The following is a 19,158-nucleotide window of genomic DNA, read 5'->3' as shown; positions in this document are numbered from 1 at the left end:
AGCCGGGGTGCTCCGAGCCTGACTCAACGGCCCGGGCCGCTCCGGCTGCCGGGGGCGATCAGCGGAGAACCGCAGCCTCGGACGGCGCGCGATCGGCCGCGGATCCTGCGCCGGGGGCCCGGCCACCGGTGGCGGTGCGGGTGACGGCGCCCGCGACGGCTCCGAGGGCGTAGCCGCCGAGGGTCGCCGCCACCGCGGTCACGATCGCGAGGGCACGCTTCCCACCGCCGCGACCGATCAGCCGGAGTTCGCGGACCAGGGCGCCGGGCACGATGCGGGTCAGGTACGACGACTCGCTCGAGAGCGCGTCGGTGCGGCCGAGCGCGCGACTCAGCGCAGCCTTCGAGACGCCCCCGGCGAACGAGCGACTCCACAGGTGGCGCCAGGTGGCACGGTCCGCGGGGACTCGGCGGTGCACGAGCGAGAGGGGCTCGTAGACGATCCGAGCGGCAGGATCGGCCTGATGGATGCGGATGCAGAGCTCGGTTGCGCCCCCGTCGAGCCGGAGCGCGCCGAGGCGACCGCCGGTCGACGGGAAGCCGCCGACGGCGAGGATCGCCGCGCGACGGAGGGCCAGGGAGCAGCCGAGCACGTCGCGGACGTCGGCGGTGGGGGCTGCAGGACCCCCGTGGGTGCAGCCGACGGTCCAGAGCAGTTCGTCCGGGAGGCGGGCGACGCCCGCGGCGTCCGACCAGACCGGCTCCACGAACCCGCCGACGCCGGCGACGTTGGGGTCGTCGAACGAGTCGAGCATCCAGGTGAGCCAGTCGGCGTCGGCGACGACGTCCCCGTCGAGGAACGCGACGATCTCGGTGGTCGCCGCCGACACGCCCGTGGTGCGCGCTCCGGCAAGGCCTGGAGCCCCGGCGCTCTCGACGACGGTGAGGGCCGGCCACCGGTCCTGCGCTCTCCGCAGCAGTGCCGGCGCGTGGTCGACGACGACGATGACTTCCGCGGCGTCCTGCTGAGCGCGAGCCGACTCGACGGAGTCCTGGAGATCGCGCCAGCGAAGCCGCGCGTGCGCGCAGACGACCACGCTGACGTCGGGAGCGCGGGTCACGCGGCGCCCTGCTCGGCGTCGATGCGGATCGGGGCCGTGACGGCCGGCGCGACGACGGTCTCGAGGGCGGTGAGGTCGACGTCGCTGTTCTCGCGACGCTTCTCGGTGACGATCGTCTTGAGGACGCGGAGGCGATCACCGATAGTCGACTCGCCGCGCGTGCGGTGTTTCTCGGAACTCGACACCTCCGTCACCCGCAGTTTGGCGGCGGCAAAGCGGCAGCTCAGGATCGTCTCGATCTCGAAGCCGTCGCCCCACAGCGTGCCGCCTCCGGCCGGAGCCTCGATCGTCGTCGGGAGCAGGTCGACGGCGGGGAGGACGTCGCGCCAGAAGGCGTTGAAGCCGTAGCCGGGATCGGAGTACGTGGTGCCGAGCAGGATGTTGCAGACCACGCTCAGACCGTGGTTGCCCGTGGAGCCACCGGCCCGGCGGAACCGGCTGCCCTTGGCGACGTCGGCGCCCGCGACGAGGGTCGCGACGAACGCGGGGATCTCGGCGGGGTCGGCGGATCCTGCGGCGTCGAACATGACGATGACGTCGCCGGTCGCGGCCTCGAAGCCGCAGGCGAAAGCGTTGCCTCTGCCGGTGCGCGTCTGGCGGACGATCGTGATGCCGGGGAGGACGCGAAGGGCCGTCTCGACGGTTCCGTCGACCGAGTCGCCGTCGACGAGGATGACCTCGTGGACGGCGGGGAGCTGGGGGAGGACCACCTCCAGGTTCTTGGCGTCGTTGCGGGCGGGGATGACGATCGAGACGGTCGGATCGTTGGAGCGCAGGCCACTGCTGGGTGTCATGGGGTAGCCAATTCGGGTAAGCGGTGCAGGGGTGGTGCTTGTTCGCGCGGCGTCGAGGAGTTCGGGTCGTCGACGGCTGCGCGGGGAGAGGAGGTCGGGTCGCCTCTTCTCCTGGACGCGAACGGCGTGGGCTTCGGGACCGCTGCCGTTCTCGTCCTCGGGTCCTGCCAAAGTAGCTCCGCTCCGGGAGACCGCAATACCCCCGCGTCCGGGGGTGCTTCGGGCGCCCACTCCTGCTGATGCAGCCGGTGTCGGCCGATTCGTCACCCGATCGGGGCGCATCCCGGAGAGCACGGGTCCGGCACGATGAGGACATCCGTGTACCCCGATGGCAATCGGCCCGTTCGAGGAGGTCGCCGAGCGTTATCGTGATCTCCAGAGTCGGTGGAGCGCCTCAGCCGTGAGCCCCTCCACCCAGACGAAGCAGGATCGATGTCGCCCGCCACGCCGCCGCCGGAACGGTTCTGTCTCTGCGGCCACGTCGAAGAGGCGCACGAGCACTACCGCCGCGGCACCGACTGCAGCCTGTGCGATTGCAGGAGCTACCGGCCGGCACGGTGACGCGCGTGATCCTGCGGGCCCGCGATCGGGTCCATCTTCGCGCCGACACGACGGCCTCTTGTACCCCTGACGTCGTGCGCCCCGGGCGCGCGATGTCCGCAGTGAGCCGCTCGGACACCCCTCCGGCGGCGTCGAAGGTCCGCCTGGGACCGCTTGGCGACGTGGCCACCGGATCGGCGTCGGACCCCGAACTGGGGGTGTCTCCCGCAACCTCCCAGGCGAGGCCGAAGGGGTGACGCCACGGCGGCGCGGGGTCACAGCGTCGACTCGCGCGAGCCGGATACCCTCGTCGCATGCATCGACAGAGCACGGGCCGCGCCCTCATCGCCGGGGTCGCCGTCGCCGCCGTCCTCGCCGCCGCAGGCTGCTCGGCCTCCTCCTCGACCGACTCCACGGCCGCGACGGTGCCGGCGTCGCTCTCGGTCGAGGGCTACGGGGTCGCCGGGGCTTCGACGCTGGCCGCACTCGCGCGGGAGCACGACGCCATCGACATGATCGGGATCTCCGGGGTCAGCATCACGCCCGAGGGCGAAGGCGTCGCCGCGTCGTCCGACGACGCCCTGAAGATCGCCGCGGCCGCGAAGAAAGACGGCACGAAGTCCGAACTGCTCGTCAACAACATCGACGCGAGCAAGGGCGACTTCAGCAACAGCATCGCGACGAAGATGCTCTCGAGCGCCGAGAACCGCGATTTCGTCGTCTCGGGCCTCGCGTCCGAAGTGGACCACGGCGGCTACGACGGGATCCAGCTCGACCTCGAGTACCTCACCGCCGACAACGCCGACGATCTCGTGTCGTTCGTCACCGAACTGCGGTCCACCCTGCCGAAGACCGCCACCATCTCGCTGGCGGTCATGGCCGAGACGAGCCCCGCCGCCTATCAGGCCGCCGGCTACGATCTGGCAGCCCTGAGTCCCCTCGTCGACCGCTTCGTGGTCATGGCCTACGACGAGCACGGCACCGGCTTCAGCGCCGCCGGCCCGGTCGGCGGTCTCCTCTGGGCCAAACAGGTCGTCTCGGCGCTCACCTCCGTCGTGAAGCCCGCGAAGGTCGACCTCGGCGTCGCCGGCTACGGCTACAGCTGGAAGAAAGACGGCAAGGGCGGCGTCGTCACACCCGCTCAAGCGCGAAAGCAAGCAGGATCACGGGCGAGCTGGGTGAGCGCACAGGGCGAGTGGACCGCCAAGCTGCAGGACGGCACCGTGCTCTGGTGGTCCGACGGCAAATCGCTGACGGTGCGGTCTAACTACGCCGAGTCGGTCGGGCTGCACGGCGTCGCGCTCTGGCAGCTCACGACCGGGGATCGGATCGTTCGAGCGGGCTGATCCTGCCGTCTCGGCTCCGGTCTTGGCGCGTCGCGCCTCCTCGACGTAGAGTGCCCTCTATCGAACATACGTTCGAGTGAGAGGAGCACGGTGGAAGCCATGACCCGGGTCGACGAGTCCGTGATGGTGTGGGTCTCCGACGACGGAATCCCCCAGCGGGTCGTCTGGGGCACGCAGCGATTCCGAGTGAGCGACACCCCCACGCGCCTGAACCCGACCTTCCCCGGGTGGCAGACCGAGGCGGCCCTCGATCCCGCGTTCACGCACCCGCTCGAGCGCCGCGAGTCGTGGCGCTTCCAGGCGACCTCCGAGAGCGGCGAGACGTTCGTCTTCGACGTGGCGCGCGACCCGTACAGCACGCTCTGGCGGTTGCTGCGCACGTACGACTGAGGTGCGACGGCGGGGTACGGGGCCGCGCGGTCGTGGGGAGCCGGCTGCTGGTCGTGGGCAGCCGGCTGCCCAGCTGCCGGGCCGCCCGGCTGCCGGGCCGCCCGGCTGCCGGGCCGCGTCGGCGGCCTGCCCTAGGGTCGGTGGCATGGAGTTCACTTCCCAGCCCACGCTCACCGGAGCCCGCGTGACCCTCGAGCCCCTCGCTCAGGCGCACGCCGCCGACCTGGCCGCGGCTGTGCTCGACGGCGAACTCTGGAAGACCTGGTACGCGACGCACATCGCCGCCCCCGAGGCGATGGCAGCCGACATCGACTCGCGTCGAGCCCTGCACGCGGCCGGGGCGAGTGTTCCGTGGGCGGTCGTCGACGCGGCGTCCGGCCGGGCCGTGGGCATCACGACGTTCCTCAACCTCGAACCTGCCAACCGACGCCTCGAGATCGGCTCGACCTGGCTCGGGCGCGCGGCGCAGCGCACCGGCATCAACGCCGAGGCGAAGCTCCTCCTGCTCACCCACGCCTTCGAGACCCTCGGCTGCATCGCGGTCGAGTTCCGGGTGCACTGGCACAACCAGCAGTCGCGCGCCGCCGTCGCCCGGCTCGGCGCCAAGCAGGACGGCGTGCTCCGCAACCACAAGGTGTGGCCCGACGGCACGATCCGCGACACTGTCGTCTTCTCGATCATCGACGGCGAGTGGCCGACCGTGAAGCAGTCGCTCGTCCAGCGCCTCGCGGGGCACGCGGGCTAGTGGCTTCGTACCGGATCACTCTCTCCGTCGGCCGTCTCGCGCCGGCGGTCGCCCCCGATGCGGTCCTGCCCGCCGCGGCCGCGGGTGCCGCGACCCTGACGACCGTCGAGGCCCGAGACGTCGCCGTGGTGCGCGGCGAGGCCCGCATCACCGTTCGCTACACCGCCGACGACGACCACACGGCCGCTCGCGTCGCGGACGCCGTCGCTGCTGCGACCAGTCCCCTCGCCGAGGTCACGCGTGCCGCCCTCACCCGCCGCGACGGAGGGCGCTGGGTCCGGTTGCCGTACTAGGGCGCGGCTGCGGCTGCGCCCGGCGGGCCGACCCGCCGGGCAGGCGGTGGCGGCGCAACGGCGAGCCGCCGGCACCGCCGCCGCACGCAGGAGTGCACCCCGCCGCAGGACGACGGGGCGCACGGCCGCCGGGTCTACGAGGCGCCGCTAGGGTTCGACGCTCGTACGCAGGCACCGGCTCCGATTCGGGCGGAGCCGTGGGCGACCCCTCGACACTAGAGGGTCGCTCGCGCGAACTATCAGGATATTCACCGCCGGCTCCGGCGAGAGGTCGCCAGCGGCGCAGCGGGCAGAGGTCAGCGGGGGAGCAGCCCGAGCTCCATCGCGAGAGTCACGGCACGGGTGCGGTCTCGGACACCGAGCTTCTCGAAGGCGTGCACGAGATGCGTCTTGACCGTCGCCTCGCTCACGAAGAGCTCGTCGGCGACCGCCCGGTTGCTCCGGCCGCGGGCGACGAGGGCGAGCACCTGGATCTCGCGTTCGGTGAGGACGATCGCAGGATCGGCGGAACGAGCGGGATCCGTCCGGCTCGTGGCTACGCGGCGTACGAGCATCGCAGCGATCGACGGCGCGAGAGCGACTTCGCCCCGGGCCACCGAGCGGAGGCCCGCCAGGAGCTCCTCCTCGGGAGCAGCCTTGAGGAGGTAGCCGCTGGCGCCGGCCTCGATCGCTGGAAGGATGGCGTCGTCGGTGTCGTAGGTGGTGAGCACGACGACGCGGATGGCCGGGTCGGCGGCCAGGATCTGCGCGGTCGCCTCCTCGCCGCCGAGGACGGGCATGCGGAGGTCGATGAGCACGAGGTCGGGCTTCGACACGAGGGCCCGCTCGACCGCCTCGCGACCGTCGGAGGCTTCGCCGACGACGTCGAAGTCGGGCGTCGAGGCGAGCAGCGCGACGATCCCACTGCGGACGATCGGGTGATCGTCGGCCACGAGCACCCGGATCACACCGGCACCCCGGGCCCGCCCGCCACCGCGCCCGGCTGCCGCGCGGCCGCCCCCGTGGACGTGCCTCCCGCGGGCGTGCCCGCACTGGACGAGGCAACCGCCGCGGGGGCGCCGGCAGCCGACGCCCCTTCCACCGGAAGCGCCACGGTCAGCGTCGATCCGCTGCCGGGAGCGCTCCGCACCTCGAGGTGACCGCGGACCAGGGCGATGCGCTCACGCATACCGGCCAGACCGAAGCCGTCGGAGAGGGCCGAGGCGTCGAACCCGCAGCCGTCGTCGTGCACGGTCAACACGATGTCGCCGCCGATGCGCCTCAGCACCAGGTCGGCCGTCGAGGCTCCGGAGTGCTTGCGAACATTGGCCAGCCCCTCCTGGGCGCAGCGCAGCAGGACCACCTCGGCGCCGCGATCCGACCCCGGGTCGACGAGGAGAGACCGTCGTCGACCGACACGAGCACGGCGATACCGGTCTCGCGTTCGAACCGTCGGCCCAGGCGCTCGAGCGCCGCGGCGATGCCGCCGCCGAGATCGACCGGAGCCGTCGCCGCGACCAGCGACCTCGTCTCGACGAGGGCTTGGCGGGCGGTCTCTTCGAGGAGCTCGAGGGTCTCGGCCAGCGCAGACCCTTCGGCGCGCGGAGACTTCTCGGCGATCGGAGCCGCCCCGGAGAGCGCGGAGCTCGCGGCGAGTTCGCGGCGAGCTCGCTGCCCGAGCATCACCAGCCCGGTGAGGCTCTGCGCGATCGTGTCGTGGATCTCGCGCGCCCACCGCTCGCGCTCGCTGGTGCTGCCCGCCTCGCACCCGAGCGCCTCGACCTCGGCCTGCGCTCGACGGAGCTCGTCGAGCAGGCGGGCGCGCTCGGCGCTGAGTTCGGCGAGCCGCGAGACCCAGAGCCCGAGCGCGATGCTGCCGGCCAGGCTGATGCCCTCGATGAGGACGACCTGGACGACGGTGGAGGCGGACGGACCGAGGTAGCCGGCCATGGCGAGCGCGATGACGGCCACGATCACGACGTTGCCGACGACGGCGTCGCGAGTGCGCTGCAGCTGGCACCAGATGAGCGGCATCGCGATGCACTGGATCAGTGCCATCGACGGATCGACGCGAACGGCTGCGCCGGAGCACACGACGAGGACTGCGATCATGACGAAGCCGACGCGCTGCGAGTCGAAGCCGCGTCGGCCGAAGGTGGCATAGGCGGCGACGAGCACCCCGATGGCCGCGAGCGCCAGGTACTCGTCGCCGGTGCCGCCGGGGAGGTTCACGAGGGCCACCGCGACGAGCACGGCCATCGTCGTCGCGAAGAGCGCGTGCCACCACCTGTTCCCGGTCATGCGGACAGCATTCCACGCATCGGCGAAGCCGCGCAGGAGGTGTCCACACCCGTCGACGACGGCATCAGGAGTCCTTGCGGATCCACCGGAACGTCACGAGCGCGGCCACCACCCCGACGACGAGCCAGATGCCGAGGACGAGCGCGACTCCCCGAGGTTCCAGTCGCCGCCCTGCTCCTGCACGGCGAACGACGAGGGCAGGAACACCGATCGCGTCCCCTGGGCGATCCACTTCAGCGGGAAGATCGACGCGACGTTCTGCAGCCAGACGGGCAGCATCGAGAACTGCAGGTAGACGCCGCTAATGAACTGCAGCACGAGCACGATCGGGATGATGACCGCGGTCGCGCTCTTGCCCGAGCGCGGCACTCGCGACAGAGCGATCCCCAGGACCGCCGACGTGATCATGCCGAACACGTAGATCCAGAGGAACGTGAGCCAGGCGGAGGCGCGGGTCGGGAGGGCCACGCCGAATGCGAAGTGCGCCATCACGATGAGCAGGATCACCTGCAGCACCGAGGTGGCGAACACCTGCCCCAGCTTGCCGATGAAGTACGACAGCACCGGCAGCGGCGTCCCGGCCAGCCGCTTCAGCGTCCCGTCTCCGCGCTCGACGGCGATGTCGACCGCGAGGTTCTGGACTCCGGAGAGCAGGATCCCCGCGGCGATCATCCCCGGCAGGTAGAAGGCCGCGGGGGTCACACCGCCTGTGCCGTCGGGGCGCGCGCCGATGTTCCCGGCCGAGCTGAAGGCCACCGAGAAGATCGTCAGCATGATGATCGGAAAGAGGAAGGTGAACAGGATCGTGTCCCCCTGCCGGAAGTAGACCCGCGTCTCGTAGCGGGCGCGGTCGAAGCCGAGGGCGATGGCGTTCATGCGAGCTCCTTCTCTGCGGCGGGGCGCCGCTCGAACTCGGCGACGAGGCCGAGGTAGATGTCTTCGAGGCTGGGGCGCACGACCTCGAGCTGATCGAGCGAGTCGCCCAGGGTCGAGTACAGGCGTGCCACGAGCGCCGCGGGCTGCGCCGTCCGCTCCTCGTGCGCTCCTTCGGAGTCGCGCCAGCGGACGACGGGAGTTCGCGCTTCCTGCCCGCCGATCTCGTCGATGCGCCCGATGTCGATCAGCCGACCGCCCGCGATCACTCCGGCCCGGTCGCTCAATTGGGCCGCCTCGTCGAGGTAGTGGGTGGTGAGCAGGATCGTCGTGCCCTCGCGTTTGAGGGATCGGATCAACTCCCAGAACTCGCGTCGGGCCTCGGGGTCGAAGCCGGTCGTGGGCTCGTCGAGGAAGAGCAGCTCGGGGCGCCCGATCACGCCGAGTGCGACGTCGACGCGACGTCGCTGCCCGCCGGAGAGCGCTTTGATCCTGGTACCGGCTTTTTCGCTGAGGCCGACGGCGGCGATCGTCTCGTCGACGTCGCGGGGGTCGGGGTAGATGCGCGCGAAGTGCGCCACCTGCTCGCGGACCGTGACGTTGCCGCTCTCGCCGCTGGACTGGAGGACCATGCCGAGGCGAGCTCGCCAGTCGCGCCCGGCCGTCTGCGGGTCGGTGCCGAGGACCGACACCGAGCCCGAGGTGCGGTCGCGGTAGCCCTCGAGGATCTCGATGGTGGTGCTCTTGCCCGCTCCGTTGGGGCCGAGCAGAGCGAACGTCTCGCCGCGGTGGATCTCGAAGCTCACCCCGGCGACGGCGTCGAAGGTGCCGTAGGTCTTGCGCAGGTCTCGCACGATCACGTGCTCGGTCTCTGTCATGAGACCAGGATCGCGCGGCGTCGCCGGGAACAGAACAGTGGATCGGTCGGTGCGGCATCAACCGATCGATGGATGTTGCCGCCGCGAGGAGGGCGAGAGGTGCCGGGCGAGGCTCGAAGCGCTCGCACCGGCAGCTCGCCCCAGTGTTGCCTCGGCCCCTCAGTGCCGATCCATCGATGAAACCATACTGGTCGGTACTTTTCTAGCCTCGTCGCCGAGGTTCACCCGCGCCGCCGCCGGAGTCGTCACCGGGCGAGCGGCCGCGGCGGAGAGCCACCAGCGGGTCAGGGGCGGATGAGCGCCGGCAGGGAGCGGCACGCCTCCAGGCAGTGCGGGGCGCTGATAGCCGGGAGCAGGATCTCCCACATCTCGCGGACCCGATCGAAGAGGTCGGCACGGCCGGTGAGCGATGCGGACATCATCTGCACGCCCGTGAAGGCCCCGATGACGAACCGGGTGAGTCGCTCGACGTCGATGTCGGCGAGCAGCTCCCCTCGGCGATGCCCCGCTCGAAGAGCCGGCTGTAGACGTCGGTCCAGGTGTCGTACGGCGTCTGGATCGAGAGCTGCGCCACCAGCTCCTCGGTCGTGAGCTTCACGCCGGCCGCCACGACCACGTCGTTCACGATCTGGTCGGTGAGGTTGCGGTTCAGGCGCACGAGCGTCTCGATGCCGGAGAAACCGCCGTCGAGGGTCTCCTGCGCGCGAACGGAGGTGAGCCGCAGCTCTTCGGCGATCACCGCGTTCGCGAGGTCGTGCTTCGAGTCGAAGTGGAAATACAGGGCGCCCTTGGTGACGCCGGCTTCGACGGCGACGACGTCGAGGGTGGTGCGGGCGTAGCCACGCTGGCCGAAGATCGCGGCCGCGGCACGGATGATCGCCGCCCTCGTCGCCTGGGCGCGCTCCTGCTTCGGGCGCTGGTCTTTCGGCACGGTTTCTCCGCCGTCGGTCGTTCGGACAGCCCCCGCCCACAGCTCGGGCTGTGCCTTTGAATCGTACTCGCGCCGGGCCGCCCCGACGCACGACCCGCGGATCGCGGAGGCCAGCCCTCCACGGCCCGCGGATCGCGGTGCAAGGCCGCACACGGCCCGCGGGCGATCGAGAGAGACGCCCTAGGCTCGAGGGATGAGGATCATCGTCGCTCCCGACTCGTTCAAGGGCTCCGCCGACGCCGCCGAGGTCGCCGCAGCCATCGGGCGCGGGTGGGCGTCGGTGCGCCCCGACGACGACGTCGTGCCGATGCCCATGGCGGACGGTGGCGAGGGCACTCTCGACGCGTTCGAAGCGGCGGTCCCGGGGGCCGAGCGTCGAGTGCTGCGCGTGACCGGCCCGCTCGGTGATCCGGTCGACGCGGGCTGGCTGCTCCTGCCCGACGGCACGGCGGTCGTCGAGCTCGCGTCGACCAGCGGCATCACCCTCCTCGCCGAAGACGACCTGAGAGCGCAGGATGCCACGACCCGCGGCTTCGGGGAGGCCGTCGCCGGCGCGATCGCGGCCGGCGCATCGAGGCTGCTGCTAGCGGTCGGCTCCAGCTGCTCCACCGACGGCGGAGCCGGGGCGCTCGAGGCCCTCGGCGCCGTCTTCCTGACCGCCGAGGGCGCGCCGATCGCGCCCGGTGCGCGCGGGCTCGCCTCGCTGCGCTCCGTCGACCTGACGGGGCTGGTCGCCCTGCCGAAAGGGGGCGCCGTCATCGTCTCCGACGTCTCCAACCCGCTCCTCGGGCCGAACGGGGCCGCCGCCGTCTTCGGCCCTCAGAAGGAGCCGATGCCGACGACGTCGTCGAGATGGACGCCGCGTTGACCCACTTCGCGTCTCTCCTGCCGGCGGCGCCCGATACGCCCGGTGCCGGGGCGGCCGGCGGAACGGCCTTCGGACTCCTGGCGTGGGGCGCCACCCTCGAGCCCGGCGCGGCTCTCGTCGCCGAGACCATCGGACTCGCCCCGGCGATTCGAGCGGCCGACGCCGCTGTCACCGGCGAGGGGCGCTTCGACGCCCAGTCGGCCTCGGGCAAGGTGCCCTCGTTCGTGCTCGCGGCCGCCGCCGAGACCGACGTCCCGGCGTTCCTCGTCGCGGGGGCGATCGCCGCCGAGACCGGTGCCTTCCGCGCCGCCGCCTCGCTCACCGACCTCGCCGGATCGTCCGCAGCCGCCATCGCCGACCCCCTCCCTTTCCTCGAGCGCGCGGGCGCCGACCTCGCCCGAGCGGCGTCCTGACACCGGAACCTGCTCCTGACACCTGTCTCGCGCGGCGTCCTGCGCCGCGGGCGGTGCCGACGCACGCCGCGAGCCCCGGCCTAGGCTGAGCGGGTGCAGCCCACGAGTCTCCCCCAGTTCCAGGCGTCGAAGACCTTCGGCGTTCCCCCTTCGAGCGGGTCCGCGACGACGTCTGGGCTCTGGCCCAGCCGATGCCCGGGGAGCACATCCCCTGCTCGTTCCTCTATCTGCTCCGCGACTCGGAGGGCGGCTTCCACGTCGTCGACCCCGGTTGGGACACCGACGCCAACTGGTCGGCCTTCGTGGCCGCGCTGGAGACCCTCGGCGCGACGCCGGGCGACGTCCGCACCATCACTGCGACGCATCTCCACCCCGACCACCTGGGGCTCGGGCGCAGGATGCGAGACACCACGGGCGCGATCCTGCAGCTCCACCGTGCCGAGGCGCACGCCCTGTCGACGCAGGCCGAGCACCGCCCCTCGCAGGCGAGCGTCGAGCGCCAGGCCGACGAGTGGGGCGTGCCGGCCGACCGGCGGCACGAGCTGCTTGCCCTCGCGCTCACCGACGAGGTCCCCGCTGACGGGGCCGCGGCTGACGAGCCCCCGGTCGTCGACCGCCTCCTCGACGACGGCGACCGCCTCGACGTCCCCGGCTTCGAGCTCGTCGCGATCCACACCCCGGGCCACACCCCGGGCCACCTCTGTCTCCGAGACGACGCGCGGTCGCTCCTCGTGACGGGCGACCACGTGCTGCCGACCATGTTCGCCGGGCTGGGGCTCGGCGGCCCCACCGAGTCGAACGCGCTCGCCGACTACGTCGACAGCGTCGCGCGCGTCACGGCGTTCGGAGACCATGAGGCTCTGCCGGGTCACGGCTATCGCTTCACGGGGCTGGGGGAACGCGCCGAGGCCTCGGCAGCACACCATCTCGCGCGGACGGCCGAGGTGGCGCGGATCGTGGGGCAGGATCCTGCGACCCCCGTCTGGCAGATCGCGGCGCAGCTCACCTGGACGGCCGGCTTCGAGAACCTCGCGGGGTTCATGCTGTTCTCGGCGCTGTCGCAGACCGAGATGCACCGCGACTACGTCAGGCGCTGACGGGTACCGCTCCCAGCGAGAGCTCGCGCTGAACGGCCAACGCCAGTTCGCGGAGGAGCACGAGGTCGACGCTGTCGGCAGCGCGCGGGTTGGGGTCGGTCACGCAGAGGGCTCCGATGCGGATGCCGTCCGGCGTCTCGACCGGATAGCCGGCGTAGAAGCGAACCGACGGGTGCGTGACGAAGCGGTCGTCGCTCCACACGTCGGGGACGATGAACGGGCCGCAGCCCTTGATGGTCTCGGCGCACATGGCACCGCGGAGCGGCGTCTCGACGACGGCGGCACCGGCGACCGCCTTGTTCCAGATGCGGTTCTCGTCGACGACGGAGAAGGCGGCTCCCGCCGTGCCGAGGAGGATGCGAGCCCGCTCGACGATGTCGTCGAACCTCTTTTCGTGCGGCGAGTCGAGGATGCCGAGCGCGCGAATGGCGGCCAGGCGCTCGCCGTCGCTCTGCTGTCGAACGCGCAGTGGGCACGACTCGCGACCCTGCGCGGCCTGGATGTCGAGCAGCGGGGCCAACTCGGTGGCGACCGACGCGGCCAGCGTGCGGAAGATGTCCGGGGCGAGCTGACTGCGTCCGCCCTTTCCGGTCATCACGGCGTCGTGGTCGGGCGACTCCAGGTAGCGCACGCGCGGCCTCGCCGCGCAGACCTCCTGGGCCACGGCGTTGAACTGACCGGCGCGCTCGTCGATGGCGTTGTCGCGACGGAGCGAGAACACGTTGAGGGCCGACGGCCGGTGGATGCCGACGAGGAGGATCTCGGCGCCGTCGCGGCGAGCGTCCATGAAGCGATCGAGCAAAGCTCCGAGGAACTTCCGGTACTGCCGCACCGACGTCATGCGCAGCGCGTCGCTCAGGCCGATCACGACGACGATCGCGTCGTAGGAGACGACCCGCGGCGTCGGCACGGCGCGCTCCGCGGTGGCGATGGTCACGGTCGGGTCGGCCACCAGGTCGACGTCGACGCCGCGCCCGGTGAGGCTCGACACCTGGCGGGCCAGGTGCCCCGGCAGGGCGAGGTCGTGGCTGCGGACACCCCAGCCGACCGCCGCGCCGTTGCCGAAGACGAGGATGCGGTCCGGGTCGATCCCGGGCGCATGAGCCATCGGGGCGTCGTCCGGCCTCGGCATGGTGAGGCGTTGTCCGACTCCCGTGAAGCGCCCGCGGAAGAACGGCAGGGCGAGGGAGTGGAGCGGTGACAGCACGGCGGATTCCGATCTGGTGCGGGGGGACAAGACGACTATCACCCCCTCGTCACCCGACTGCAATCCCCCTCTCCGGGGTGGGTGACTCTGTCTACCCCCGCGGGTGGCTGTGTCCTGCACTCGGAGGACACCGGCTGTGGCGCGATCTGATCAGGGTCGCAGGACGATCCGGATCGGATTTCCGTCTTTTTCGGACAGCATCCGGACGGCCTCGGCCGCCTCGGTAAGAGGCATCACACGGCTCACCGAACGGGCGAAATCGAGGCGGCCGAGCTCCTGGAGCGCAACCAGGTCGACGACGTCGCCCGGCACCGAGCCGTAGTGGCCCAGGATCTGCTGCCGGAGGTAGCTGAACAGCGTTCCGTTCTTCACGGAGACGGGCTGGTCGGTGAGCCCGACGAGGACGAGCCGTCCGCCGAGTCCGAGTGACGCGGCGGCCTGCTCGCGGACCGCGGGTACCCCGGCGAAGTCGAACGCCGTCTGGAGCCCCGTCCCGCGCGTGATCTCCTTCATCCGACGACCGAAATCCGGGGCGGCAGGATCGAGGGCGACGTCCGCCCCGAACTCGAGCGCCCGCTCCCGCGCCGCTTCGAGCGGGTCGACCGCGACGATCGGAGCCGCACCGATCAAGCGGAGCAGCTGGACGCCGTGCGCACCGAGACCGCCGATGCCCCAGACCCCGGCGGCCTTGCCGGGCTGCACGCGACCGGTCGCTGTGATGGCCGACCACGGCGTCGAGACCGCGTCCGGGATGAAGCAGGCCTGCTCGAACGGCAGGCCGTCCGGGATCGGGACGACGGTCGCGGCCGAGGCGACGGCGAACTCCGCCCAGCCGCCGTCGTAGTCGACCCCTCGGGTCAGGACGGCACCGTGTTGCTCTTCGCCGGCCTGGAGCAGGACTCGCTGCCCGAGCTCGACGCCGGTCACACCCGCGCCGAGCTGATCGACGACGCCGGCGACCTCGTGTCCGAGCGTGACGACGTCACCGGGCAGATACTGCGGCTTCAGCATCCCCTCGATGAGATGCACGTCGGAGAGGCACACGCCCGCGGCTCGGACCGCGATGCGGACCTGCCCCGGCCCGGCCTCCGGGGTCGGCACCTCCTCGACGGCGAACGTGGTGGTGGCGACGTCGAGTCGTCCTGCGAGCATGATCTCTCCTTCGAAATCGAGTGCCGGAATGCGGGTTCAGGCGAGGGGGCGGATCCGTAGATGCTGCTCAGCCACACGTGGAGGAGGGTCTCGACGGTCGCCTCTCGGGCGCCGGGGAGACCCGGTTCGGTCAGCGACGCGACGATCATTCGTTCGTTGAGCAGGTTCAGGGCGGTGGCGAGAGATTCCGGCGACGGGCCGGACGGCGACGCACCGCGCTCCCGCTCGGCCGCGATGGCCGAAGCGGTGGCGGCGATCCAACCGCGCGTGAGCGTAGTCCACTGGGCCGCGAGCTCGGGCTCGGTGGCACGTGCCGCGGACGCCGCGACGGACACCCCGCGGTGCGTGGCGAAGGTGTCGGCGAACGCCTCGATGGCGCGGCGCCAGGAACCGGCCGGATCGCGCGCCAGGTCGTCGAAGACGTGCGCCGAGCGACGTTCGGCCTCGTGCGCGACCTGATCGAGGAGCGCCAGGAGGACCGCCTGCTTCGAGGCGAAGTAGAAGTAGAACGTCGGCCGGGACAGACCGGCGCCGCGGGCGAGGTCGTCGATGGTGATCTCGGCGAACGTCTTCTCGTCGAGCAGCTGCTCGGCCGTCGCCAGGATGGTGCGTTCGCGTTCGTCGCCCGAGACACGCGGGGGACGAGGCGCACGACGGCTGCGGGTGGCTGACTCCATGGAGGCAGTCAAGCACCATCTGCGAGTTATCGACAGGGTGTTGACTGAATCGACAGTGTGTTTATAAGCTGCCGGGGATCGGTCGACTGCAAAGGAGCACTCATGCCCGGCGAACACCTCGACGTCCTCATCGTCGGTGCCGGCCTGTCCGGCATCGGCGCCGCCTGTCGACTGAGCACCGCCTTCCCGTCCCGATCTCTGGCGATCCTGGAGGCCCGCGAGGAGTCCGGCGGCACCTGGGATCTCTTCCGGTACCCCGGCGTCCGGAGCGACAGCGACTTGTTCACGCTCGGCTACCCGTTCCGCCCCTGGTCGTCCCCGCAGTCGATCGCGCCCGCGGCCTCGATCCTCGCCTACGTCCGCGAGACCGCCGAGGCCTACGGCGTCGACCGCAGGATCCGCTACCGTCACCGGGTCGTGTCCGCCGACTGGTCGACTGAAGACGCCCACTGGCGCGTGCAGGTCGACCGGGGCGACGGCTCCGCCCCCACCACGCTCACCTGCTCGTTCCTCTTCGTCTGCTCGGGGTACTACCGCTACGACCAGGGCTACCGGCCGACCTTCCCCGGGCAGGACGACTTCGCGGGGCAGATCATCCACCCGCAGCACTGGCCGGACGACTTCGACGCCACCGGCAAGCGCATCGTGGTGATCGGCAGCGGCGCCACCGGGGTCACTCTGCTCCCGGCCCTGGCCGAGACCGCCGAGCACGTCACGATGCTGCAGCGCTCCCCCACCTACATCGCCGCCCTCCCCAGCGCGGACGCGGGTTTCGAGAAGCTCTCGCGCAGGATCCCCGTGCGTCTCGCCTCGCGGGTCTCGCGCTGGAAGGGCATCGCCCGCGCGCTGATCAGCTACCGGATCAGCCGCAACCAGCCCGACCGGATGAAGGCGATGCTCCGCTCGGGCGTCTCCCATCGCCTGCCGGAGGGGTTCGACGTCGACAAGCACTTCACCCCGGCCTACGATCCCTGGGACGAACGCCTCTGCATCGTTCCGGACGGCGACTTCTTCCGGGCGATCCGGCGAGGCACCGCCGCGGTGGTGACCGACGGGATCGACACGTTCACGCGCGACGGCATTCGGCTCGCGTCCGGCGACGAGCTGCCGGCCGACGTCGTCGTCACCGCCACGGGGCTCAACCTCCTGCTGTTCGGCGGCATGGCGCTGTCGATGGACGGCGAGCCGTTCGACCCCGCCGACCGCGTCACGTACAAGGGCATGATGCTGGACGGCGTCCCCAACCTCGCCTTCGCCATCGGCTACACGAACGCCTCGTGGACCCTCAAGATCGATCTCGTGGCGCGCTACGTGGAGAGGATCCTGCGCTTCCAGGACCGCCACGGCGCGCGCACGGTGACGCCCGTCGCGCCGGCCGATGTCGGTCCGCTCGAGCCCCTCATCGACCTCGCGAGCGGGTACATCCGCCGCGGGATCGCCCAGATGCCGAAACAGGGGCGGGTGGCACCGTGGCGTCTGCACCAGAACTACCCGCGGGACGTCCGGCTGTTCCGCTTCAGCCGACTGACCGGCGACGGCCTCCGCTTCTCCTCGGCAGAACCGCGACGCGCGCCCGAGCGGGAGAGGGTGTCGTGAGCGACCTCGGCGTCCTTCCTGCACCGACCTTCGTCGACGTCGCCGGCGTCCGGACGCGGTACCGAGAGACCGGTGCGACCGCGTCGGGCCCGGCGATCCTGCTGATTCACGGGATCGGCCGAAGCCTCGACGACTGGGACGACCAGCACCGCCTCCTCGGCGACGACCGGCACGTGGTGAGCCTGGACCTCGCCGGCTTCGGCGACTCGAGCCCGCTTCGCGGACGCCACACCCTCGAGGGGCTCGCCTCCTTCGTCGACGACTTCGTGGTCGCTCTCGACCTCGGCCGGGTCGACGTCGTCGGCAACTCGCTCGGCGGCGCCGTCGCGATGGCCCTCTCCGTGCGGGCACCGTCGCGCGTGCGCCGGCTGGTCCTGCTCGACAGCGCAGGCTTCGGGGCGACCGTCACGGCTGCCCTCCGGCTGATCGCCCTCCCCGTCGTCGGCAGGATCCTGCTCCGCCCGACCCCGAAGACGACCGCCCGGACCGAGCGCGCCCTCTTCGTCAGCCGCGACTTCGTGTCGCAGGAGCGCATCTCGCGAAGCCTCGCTCGCGGATCCCGACCGCAGGCCATGCGCGCCTTCCGGGAGGTGGCTCACGACCTGGGAACCGCGCGCGGAATCCGTCCGGCCTGGCGGTCGCGCCTCCTGGCCGCGGTGGACCGCGCCGGAACACCGGTGCTGGTCGTCTGGGGCGCGCGCGACATCGTGCTGCCCGCGTCGCACCTCGACTCGGTTGCGGCCTCGCTGCCGTCCGCGCGGACACACCTGTTCGACGCCACGGGGCACATGCCCCAGATCGAGCGAGCCGCCGAGACGGCGCAGCTCATCCGGCAGTTCTTCGACGAGTGACGCAGCGGATGGGCGACCAGAACGGAGTCACGACGGCAGGATCGCGGGCAGCTCGGGGTCGAGACCGGTCACGTCGTCGAACGTGCCGCGGGCCAGAGCGCGCAGATCGCTGATCGACCCCGCGAACAGGTCTTCGTCGGAGGCCGGGGTGTCGCCCTTCTTTCCGTCGGTGACGCCGGCGTACCGGTGACCTTTGCTCGTGTACTGCCAGATTGTCCAGTGCTGCCAGCCGGCCGGCAGCGCACCTGCCCCCTGCGCCGGATCATCGACGTAGCGGGCCAGGAAGAGCGGGTTGCCGAGGAAGTCGGGGCTGCCTCCCGTGCACCTCGACCACCAGTCGGTCGTCGTGTAGATCGCGGGCACCCGGCCTGTCAGTCCGGTGACCGTGTCGACGAACGCGGAGATCCAGGAGACCATCTGCTTGGGCGTGAGGCCCCAACAGGAATCGGTGCCGTCGGTGCGCACGTACGGGTCGTACTCGAGGTCGACCAGCGGCGGCAGCGTCGACGACCCGGTGGCCCGGCCGCCGCCGAGGCGGGAGAGCGACTTCACGAAGTACTCTGCCTGCGCGACCGGTGTCGACACGTTCGGTTTCGCGAAGTGGAACGCACCGCGGATCAGACCGGCTCTCGCGGCCCCGGTGTACTGCTCGCGGAAGCGGGCGCTGGTGTAGCGATCACCCTCGGTGGCTTTGACGTACGCGAAGCGGGCTCCTTGGCGTACGCCTTCCGCCAGTCGACGCCGTGCTGGTAGGCGCTCACGTCGAGGCCGGGGATCGTCTCGGTCGAAGCCGGGGCGGGTCGCGGCTCGACGCCGGCTCGCGAGAGACCGGTGGTGGCGACACCACTGGATCCGGCGATGGTCGTCAGCACGACGACGGCCGCCACCAGCGCTGTGCGAGAGACCATCCCGCGACCTTAACGCACTCGAGTCGGGCGTCGCCCGGGAGCTATTTGCGCTTGGGGATGAGGATCCACAGGACGATGTAGAGGACGAACTGGGGGCCGGGAAGGACGATCGAGACGACGAAGATCAGTCGGACCAGGAATCGGCTCCAGTGGAAGCGGTCGGCGATTGCAGCGCAGACGCCGGCGATGACCCTGCCGCGGGTCGGACGAGCGAGAGTAGCCATGCCCCCGAGTCTGCCCGGCCGGCCTGATCGCCGGC

Annotated in this window: 21 protein-coding genes and 2 pseudogenes; 8 read left to right on the top strand and 15 right to left on the bottom strand. The window is 71.4% G+C overall.

Annotated features, from left to right (window positions below):
* Positions 1 to 58: 58 nt before the first annotated feature.
* Together QUE79_RS05680 and QUE79_RS05675 are read right to left on the bottom strand one after the other, a co-directional pair.
* The gene (locus QUE79_RS05680; protein ID WP_286345825.1) at positions 59 to 1,060 is read right to left on the bottom strand and encodes a glycosyltransferase family 2 protein; all 1,002 of its coding nucleotides are present in this window, start codon (positions 1,058 to 1,060) and stop codon (positions 59 to 61) included.
* Complete coding sequence (locus QUE79_RS05675) at positions 1,057 to 1,854, bottom strand: glycosyltransferase family 2 protein (RefSeq protein ID WP_286345824.1); 798 nt, start codon at positions 1,852 to 1,854, stop codon at positions 1,057 to 1,059. The genes QUE79_RS05680 and QUE79_RS05675 overlap by 4 nt, the downstream gene beginning before the upstream one ends.
* An 854-nt stretch (positions 1,855 to 2,708) precedes the next feature.
* On the opposite strand from QUE79_RS05675, the gene QUE79_RS05670 reads away from it, so the two are divergent.
* The 4 genes from QUE79_RS05670 (at position 2,709) to QUE79_RS05655 (ending at position 5,168) form a co-directional block, all read left to right on the top strand.
* A complete protein-coding gene (locus tag QUE79_RS05670; protein WP_286345823.1) occupies positions 2,709 to 3,740 on the top strand; it encodes a glycosyl hydrolase family 18 protein in 1,032 nt (343 codons plus the stop codon).
* A 90-nt stretch (positions 3,741 to 3,830) separates the two neighbouring features.
* Positions 3,831 to 4,130 carry a DUF6504 family protein gene (locus QUE79_RS05665; RefSeq protein WP_434011036.1) on the top strand — a complete coding sequence of 100 codons (300 nt, stop codon included), beginning with the start codon at positions 3,831 to 3,833 and terminating at the stop codon, positions 4,128 to 4,130.
* Positions 4,131 to 4,275: 145 nt separating this feature from the next.
* Entirely contained in the window at positions 4,276 to 4,875 is a 600-nt protein-coding gene (locus QUE79_RS05660; RefSeq protein WP_286345822.1) for a GNAT family N-acetyltransferase, read from the top strand.
* Positions 4,875 to 5,168, top strand: coding sequence for a hypothetical protein (locus QUE79_RS05655; protein WP_286345821.1), 294 nt, complete (start codon positions 4,875 to 4,877; stop codon positions 5,166 to 5,168). Before QUE79_RS05660 ends, QUE79_RS05655 begins: the two co-directional genes overlap by 1 nt.
* A 296-nt stretch (positions 5,169 to 5,464) precedes the next feature.
* On the opposite strand, the gene QUE79_RS05650 is transcribed toward QUE79_RS05655, so the two are convergent.
* The 7 genes and pseudogenes from QUE79_RS05650 to QUE79_RS05620 form a co-directional block, all read right to left on the bottom strand.
* Positions 5,465 to 6,115: a response regulator gene (locus tag QUE79_RS05650; RefSeq protein ID WP_286345820.1), complete on the bottom strand. Its 651-nt coding sequence runs from the start codon at positions 6,113 to 6,115 to the stop codon at positions 5,465 to 5,467.
* Positions 6,112 to 6,510, bottom strand: coding sequence for a sensor histidine kinase (locus QUE79_RS05645; protein WP_350271642.1), 399 nt, complete (start codon positions 6,508 to 6,510; stop codon positions 6,112 to 6,114). The genes QUE79_RS05650 and QUE79_RS05645 overlap by 4 nt, the downstream gene beginning before the upstream one ends.
* Positions 6,429 to 7,448 carry a histidine kinase gene (locus tag QUE79_RS05640; protein ID WP_286345818.1) on the bottom strand — a complete coding sequence of 340 codons (1,020 nt, stop codon included), beginning with the start codon at positions 7,446 to 7,448 and terminating at the stop codon, positions 6,429 to 6,431. The genes QUE79_RS05645 and QUE79_RS05640 overlap by 82 nt, the downstream gene beginning before the upstream one ends.
* Before the next feature lie 64 nt (positions 7,449 to 7,512).
* A pseudogene (locus QUE79_RS05635) lies at positions 7,513 to 8,324 on the bottom strand (ABC transporter permease).
* Positions 8,321 to 9,199, bottom strand: coding sequence for an ABC transporter ATP-binding protein (locus QUE79_RS05630; protein WP_286345817.1), 879 nt, complete (start codon positions 9,197 to 9,199; stop codon positions 8,321 to 8,323). Before QUE79_RS05630 ends, QUE79_RS05635 begins: the two are co-directional and overlap by 4 nt.
* A gap of 284 nt (positions 9,200 to 9,483) precedes the next feature.
* Complete coding sequence (locus tag QUE79_RS05625; protein ID WP_286345816.1) at positions 9,484 to 9,621, bottom strand: hypothetical protein; 138 nt, start codon at positions 9,619 to 9,621, stop codon at positions 9,484 to 9,486.
* A complete protein-coding gene (locus tag QUE79_RS05620) occupies positions 9,618 to 10,130 on the bottom strand; it encodes a TetR/AcrR family transcriptional regulator (RefSeq protein WP_286345815.1) in 513 nt (170 codons plus the stop codon). The genes QUE79_RS05625 and QUE79_RS05620 overlap by 4 nt, the downstream gene beginning before the upstream one ends.
* A gap of 193 nt (positions 10,131 to 10,323) precedes the next feature.
* Between QUE79_RS05620 and QUE79_RS05615 the strand changes: the two are divergent.
* Positions 10,324 to 11,411 (top strand): annotated as a pseudogene (locus QUE79_RS05615) (glycerate kinase).
* Positions 11,412 to 11,602: 191 nt separating this feature from the next.
* A complete protein-coding gene (locus QUE79_RS05610) occupies positions 11,603 to 12,508 on the top strand; it encodes an MBL fold metallo-hydrolase (protein WP_286345814.1) in 906 nt (301 codons plus the stop codon).
* Here the strand turns inward: QUE79_RS05610 and QUE79_RS05605 are convergent.
* The 3 genes from QUE79_RS05605 to QUE79_RS05595 form a co-directional block, all read right to left on the bottom strand.
* Complete coding sequence (locus tag QUE79_RS05605) at positions 12,498 to 13,715, bottom strand: GAF domain-containing protein (protein ID WP_286345813.1); 1,218 nt, start codon at positions 13,713 to 13,715, stop codon at positions 12,498 to 12,500. The genes QUE79_RS05610 and QUE79_RS05605 overlap by 11 nt on opposite strands.
* Positions 13,716 to 13,865: 150 nt before the next feature.
* The gene (locus QUE79_RS05600) at positions 13,866 to 14,816 is read right to left on the bottom strand and encodes a zinc-binding dehydrogenase (RefSeq protein WP_286346848.1); all 951 of its coding nucleotides are present in this window, start codon (positions 14,814 to 14,816) and stop codon (positions 13,866 to 13,868) included.
* A complete protein-coding gene (locus QUE79_RS05595) occupies positions 14,720 to 15,544 on the bottom strand; it encodes a TetR/AcrR family transcriptional regulator (RefSeq protein WP_286345812.1) in 825 nt (274 codons plus the stop codon). Before QUE79_RS05595 ends, QUE79_RS05600 begins: the two co-directional genes overlap by 97 nt.
* 102 nt (positions 15,545 to 15,646) lie before the next feature.
* Between QUE79_RS05595 and QUE79_RS05590 the strand changes: the two genes are divergently transcribed.
* Together QUE79_RS05590 and QUE79_RS05585 are read left to right on the top strand one after the other, a co-directional pair.
* Positions 15,647 to 17,140 (top strand): flavin-containing monooxygenase, encoded by a 1,494-nt coding sequence (locus QUE79_RS05590; protein ID WP_286345811.1) that lies wholly within the window; start codon positions 15,647 to 15,649, stop codon positions 17,138 to 17,140.
* A complete protein-coding gene (locus QUE79_RS05585; RefSeq protein WP_286345810.1) occupies positions 17,137 to 17,991 on the top strand; it encodes an alpha/beta fold hydrolase in 855 nt (284 codons plus the stop codon). Before QUE79_RS05590 ends, QUE79_RS05585 begins: the two co-directional genes overlap by 4 nt.
* 27 nt (positions 17,992 to 18,018) lie before the next feature.
* On the opposite strand, the gene QUE79_RS05580 is transcribed toward QUE79_RS05585, so the two are convergent.
* The 3 genes from QUE79_RS05580 to QUE79_RS05570 are packed head-to-tail and all read right to left on the bottom strand — an operon-like array spanning position 18,019 to position 19,123.
* Positions 18,019 to 18,726: a GH25 family lysozyme gene (locus tag QUE79_RS05580; protein WP_286346847.1), complete on the bottom strand. Its 708-nt coding sequence runs from the start codon at positions 18,724 to 18,726 to the stop codon at positions 18,019 to 18,021.
* On the bottom strand, positions 18,609 to 18,899 hold the full coding sequence (locus tag QUE79_RS05575) for a hypothetical protein (RefSeq protein WP_286345809.1): 291 nt from the start codon (positions 18,897 to 18,899) through the stop codon (positions 18,609 to 18,611). The genes QUE79_RS05580 and QUE79_RS05575 overlap by 118 nt, the downstream gene beginning before the upstream one ends.
* Positions 18,900 to 18,940: 41 nt before the next feature.
* Positions 18,941 to 19,123, bottom strand: coding sequence for a PspC domain-containing protein (locus QUE79_RS05570; protein WP_286345808.1), 183 nt, complete (start codon positions 19,121 to 19,123; stop codon positions 18,941 to 18,943).
* Between the last annotated feature and the right edge of the window lie 35 nt (positions 19,124 to 19,158).

Source organism: Frondihabitans sucicola, from assembly GCF_030296615.1.
In the GTDB taxonomy this organism is placed as follows: domain Bacteria; phylum Actinomycetota; class Actinomycetes; order Actinomycetales; family Microbacteriaceae; genus Frondihabitans; species Frondihabitans sucicola.
The sequence above is the reverse complement of the archived record's forward strand: the minus strand, read 5'-3'. Positions and strand labels throughout refer to the sequence as shown.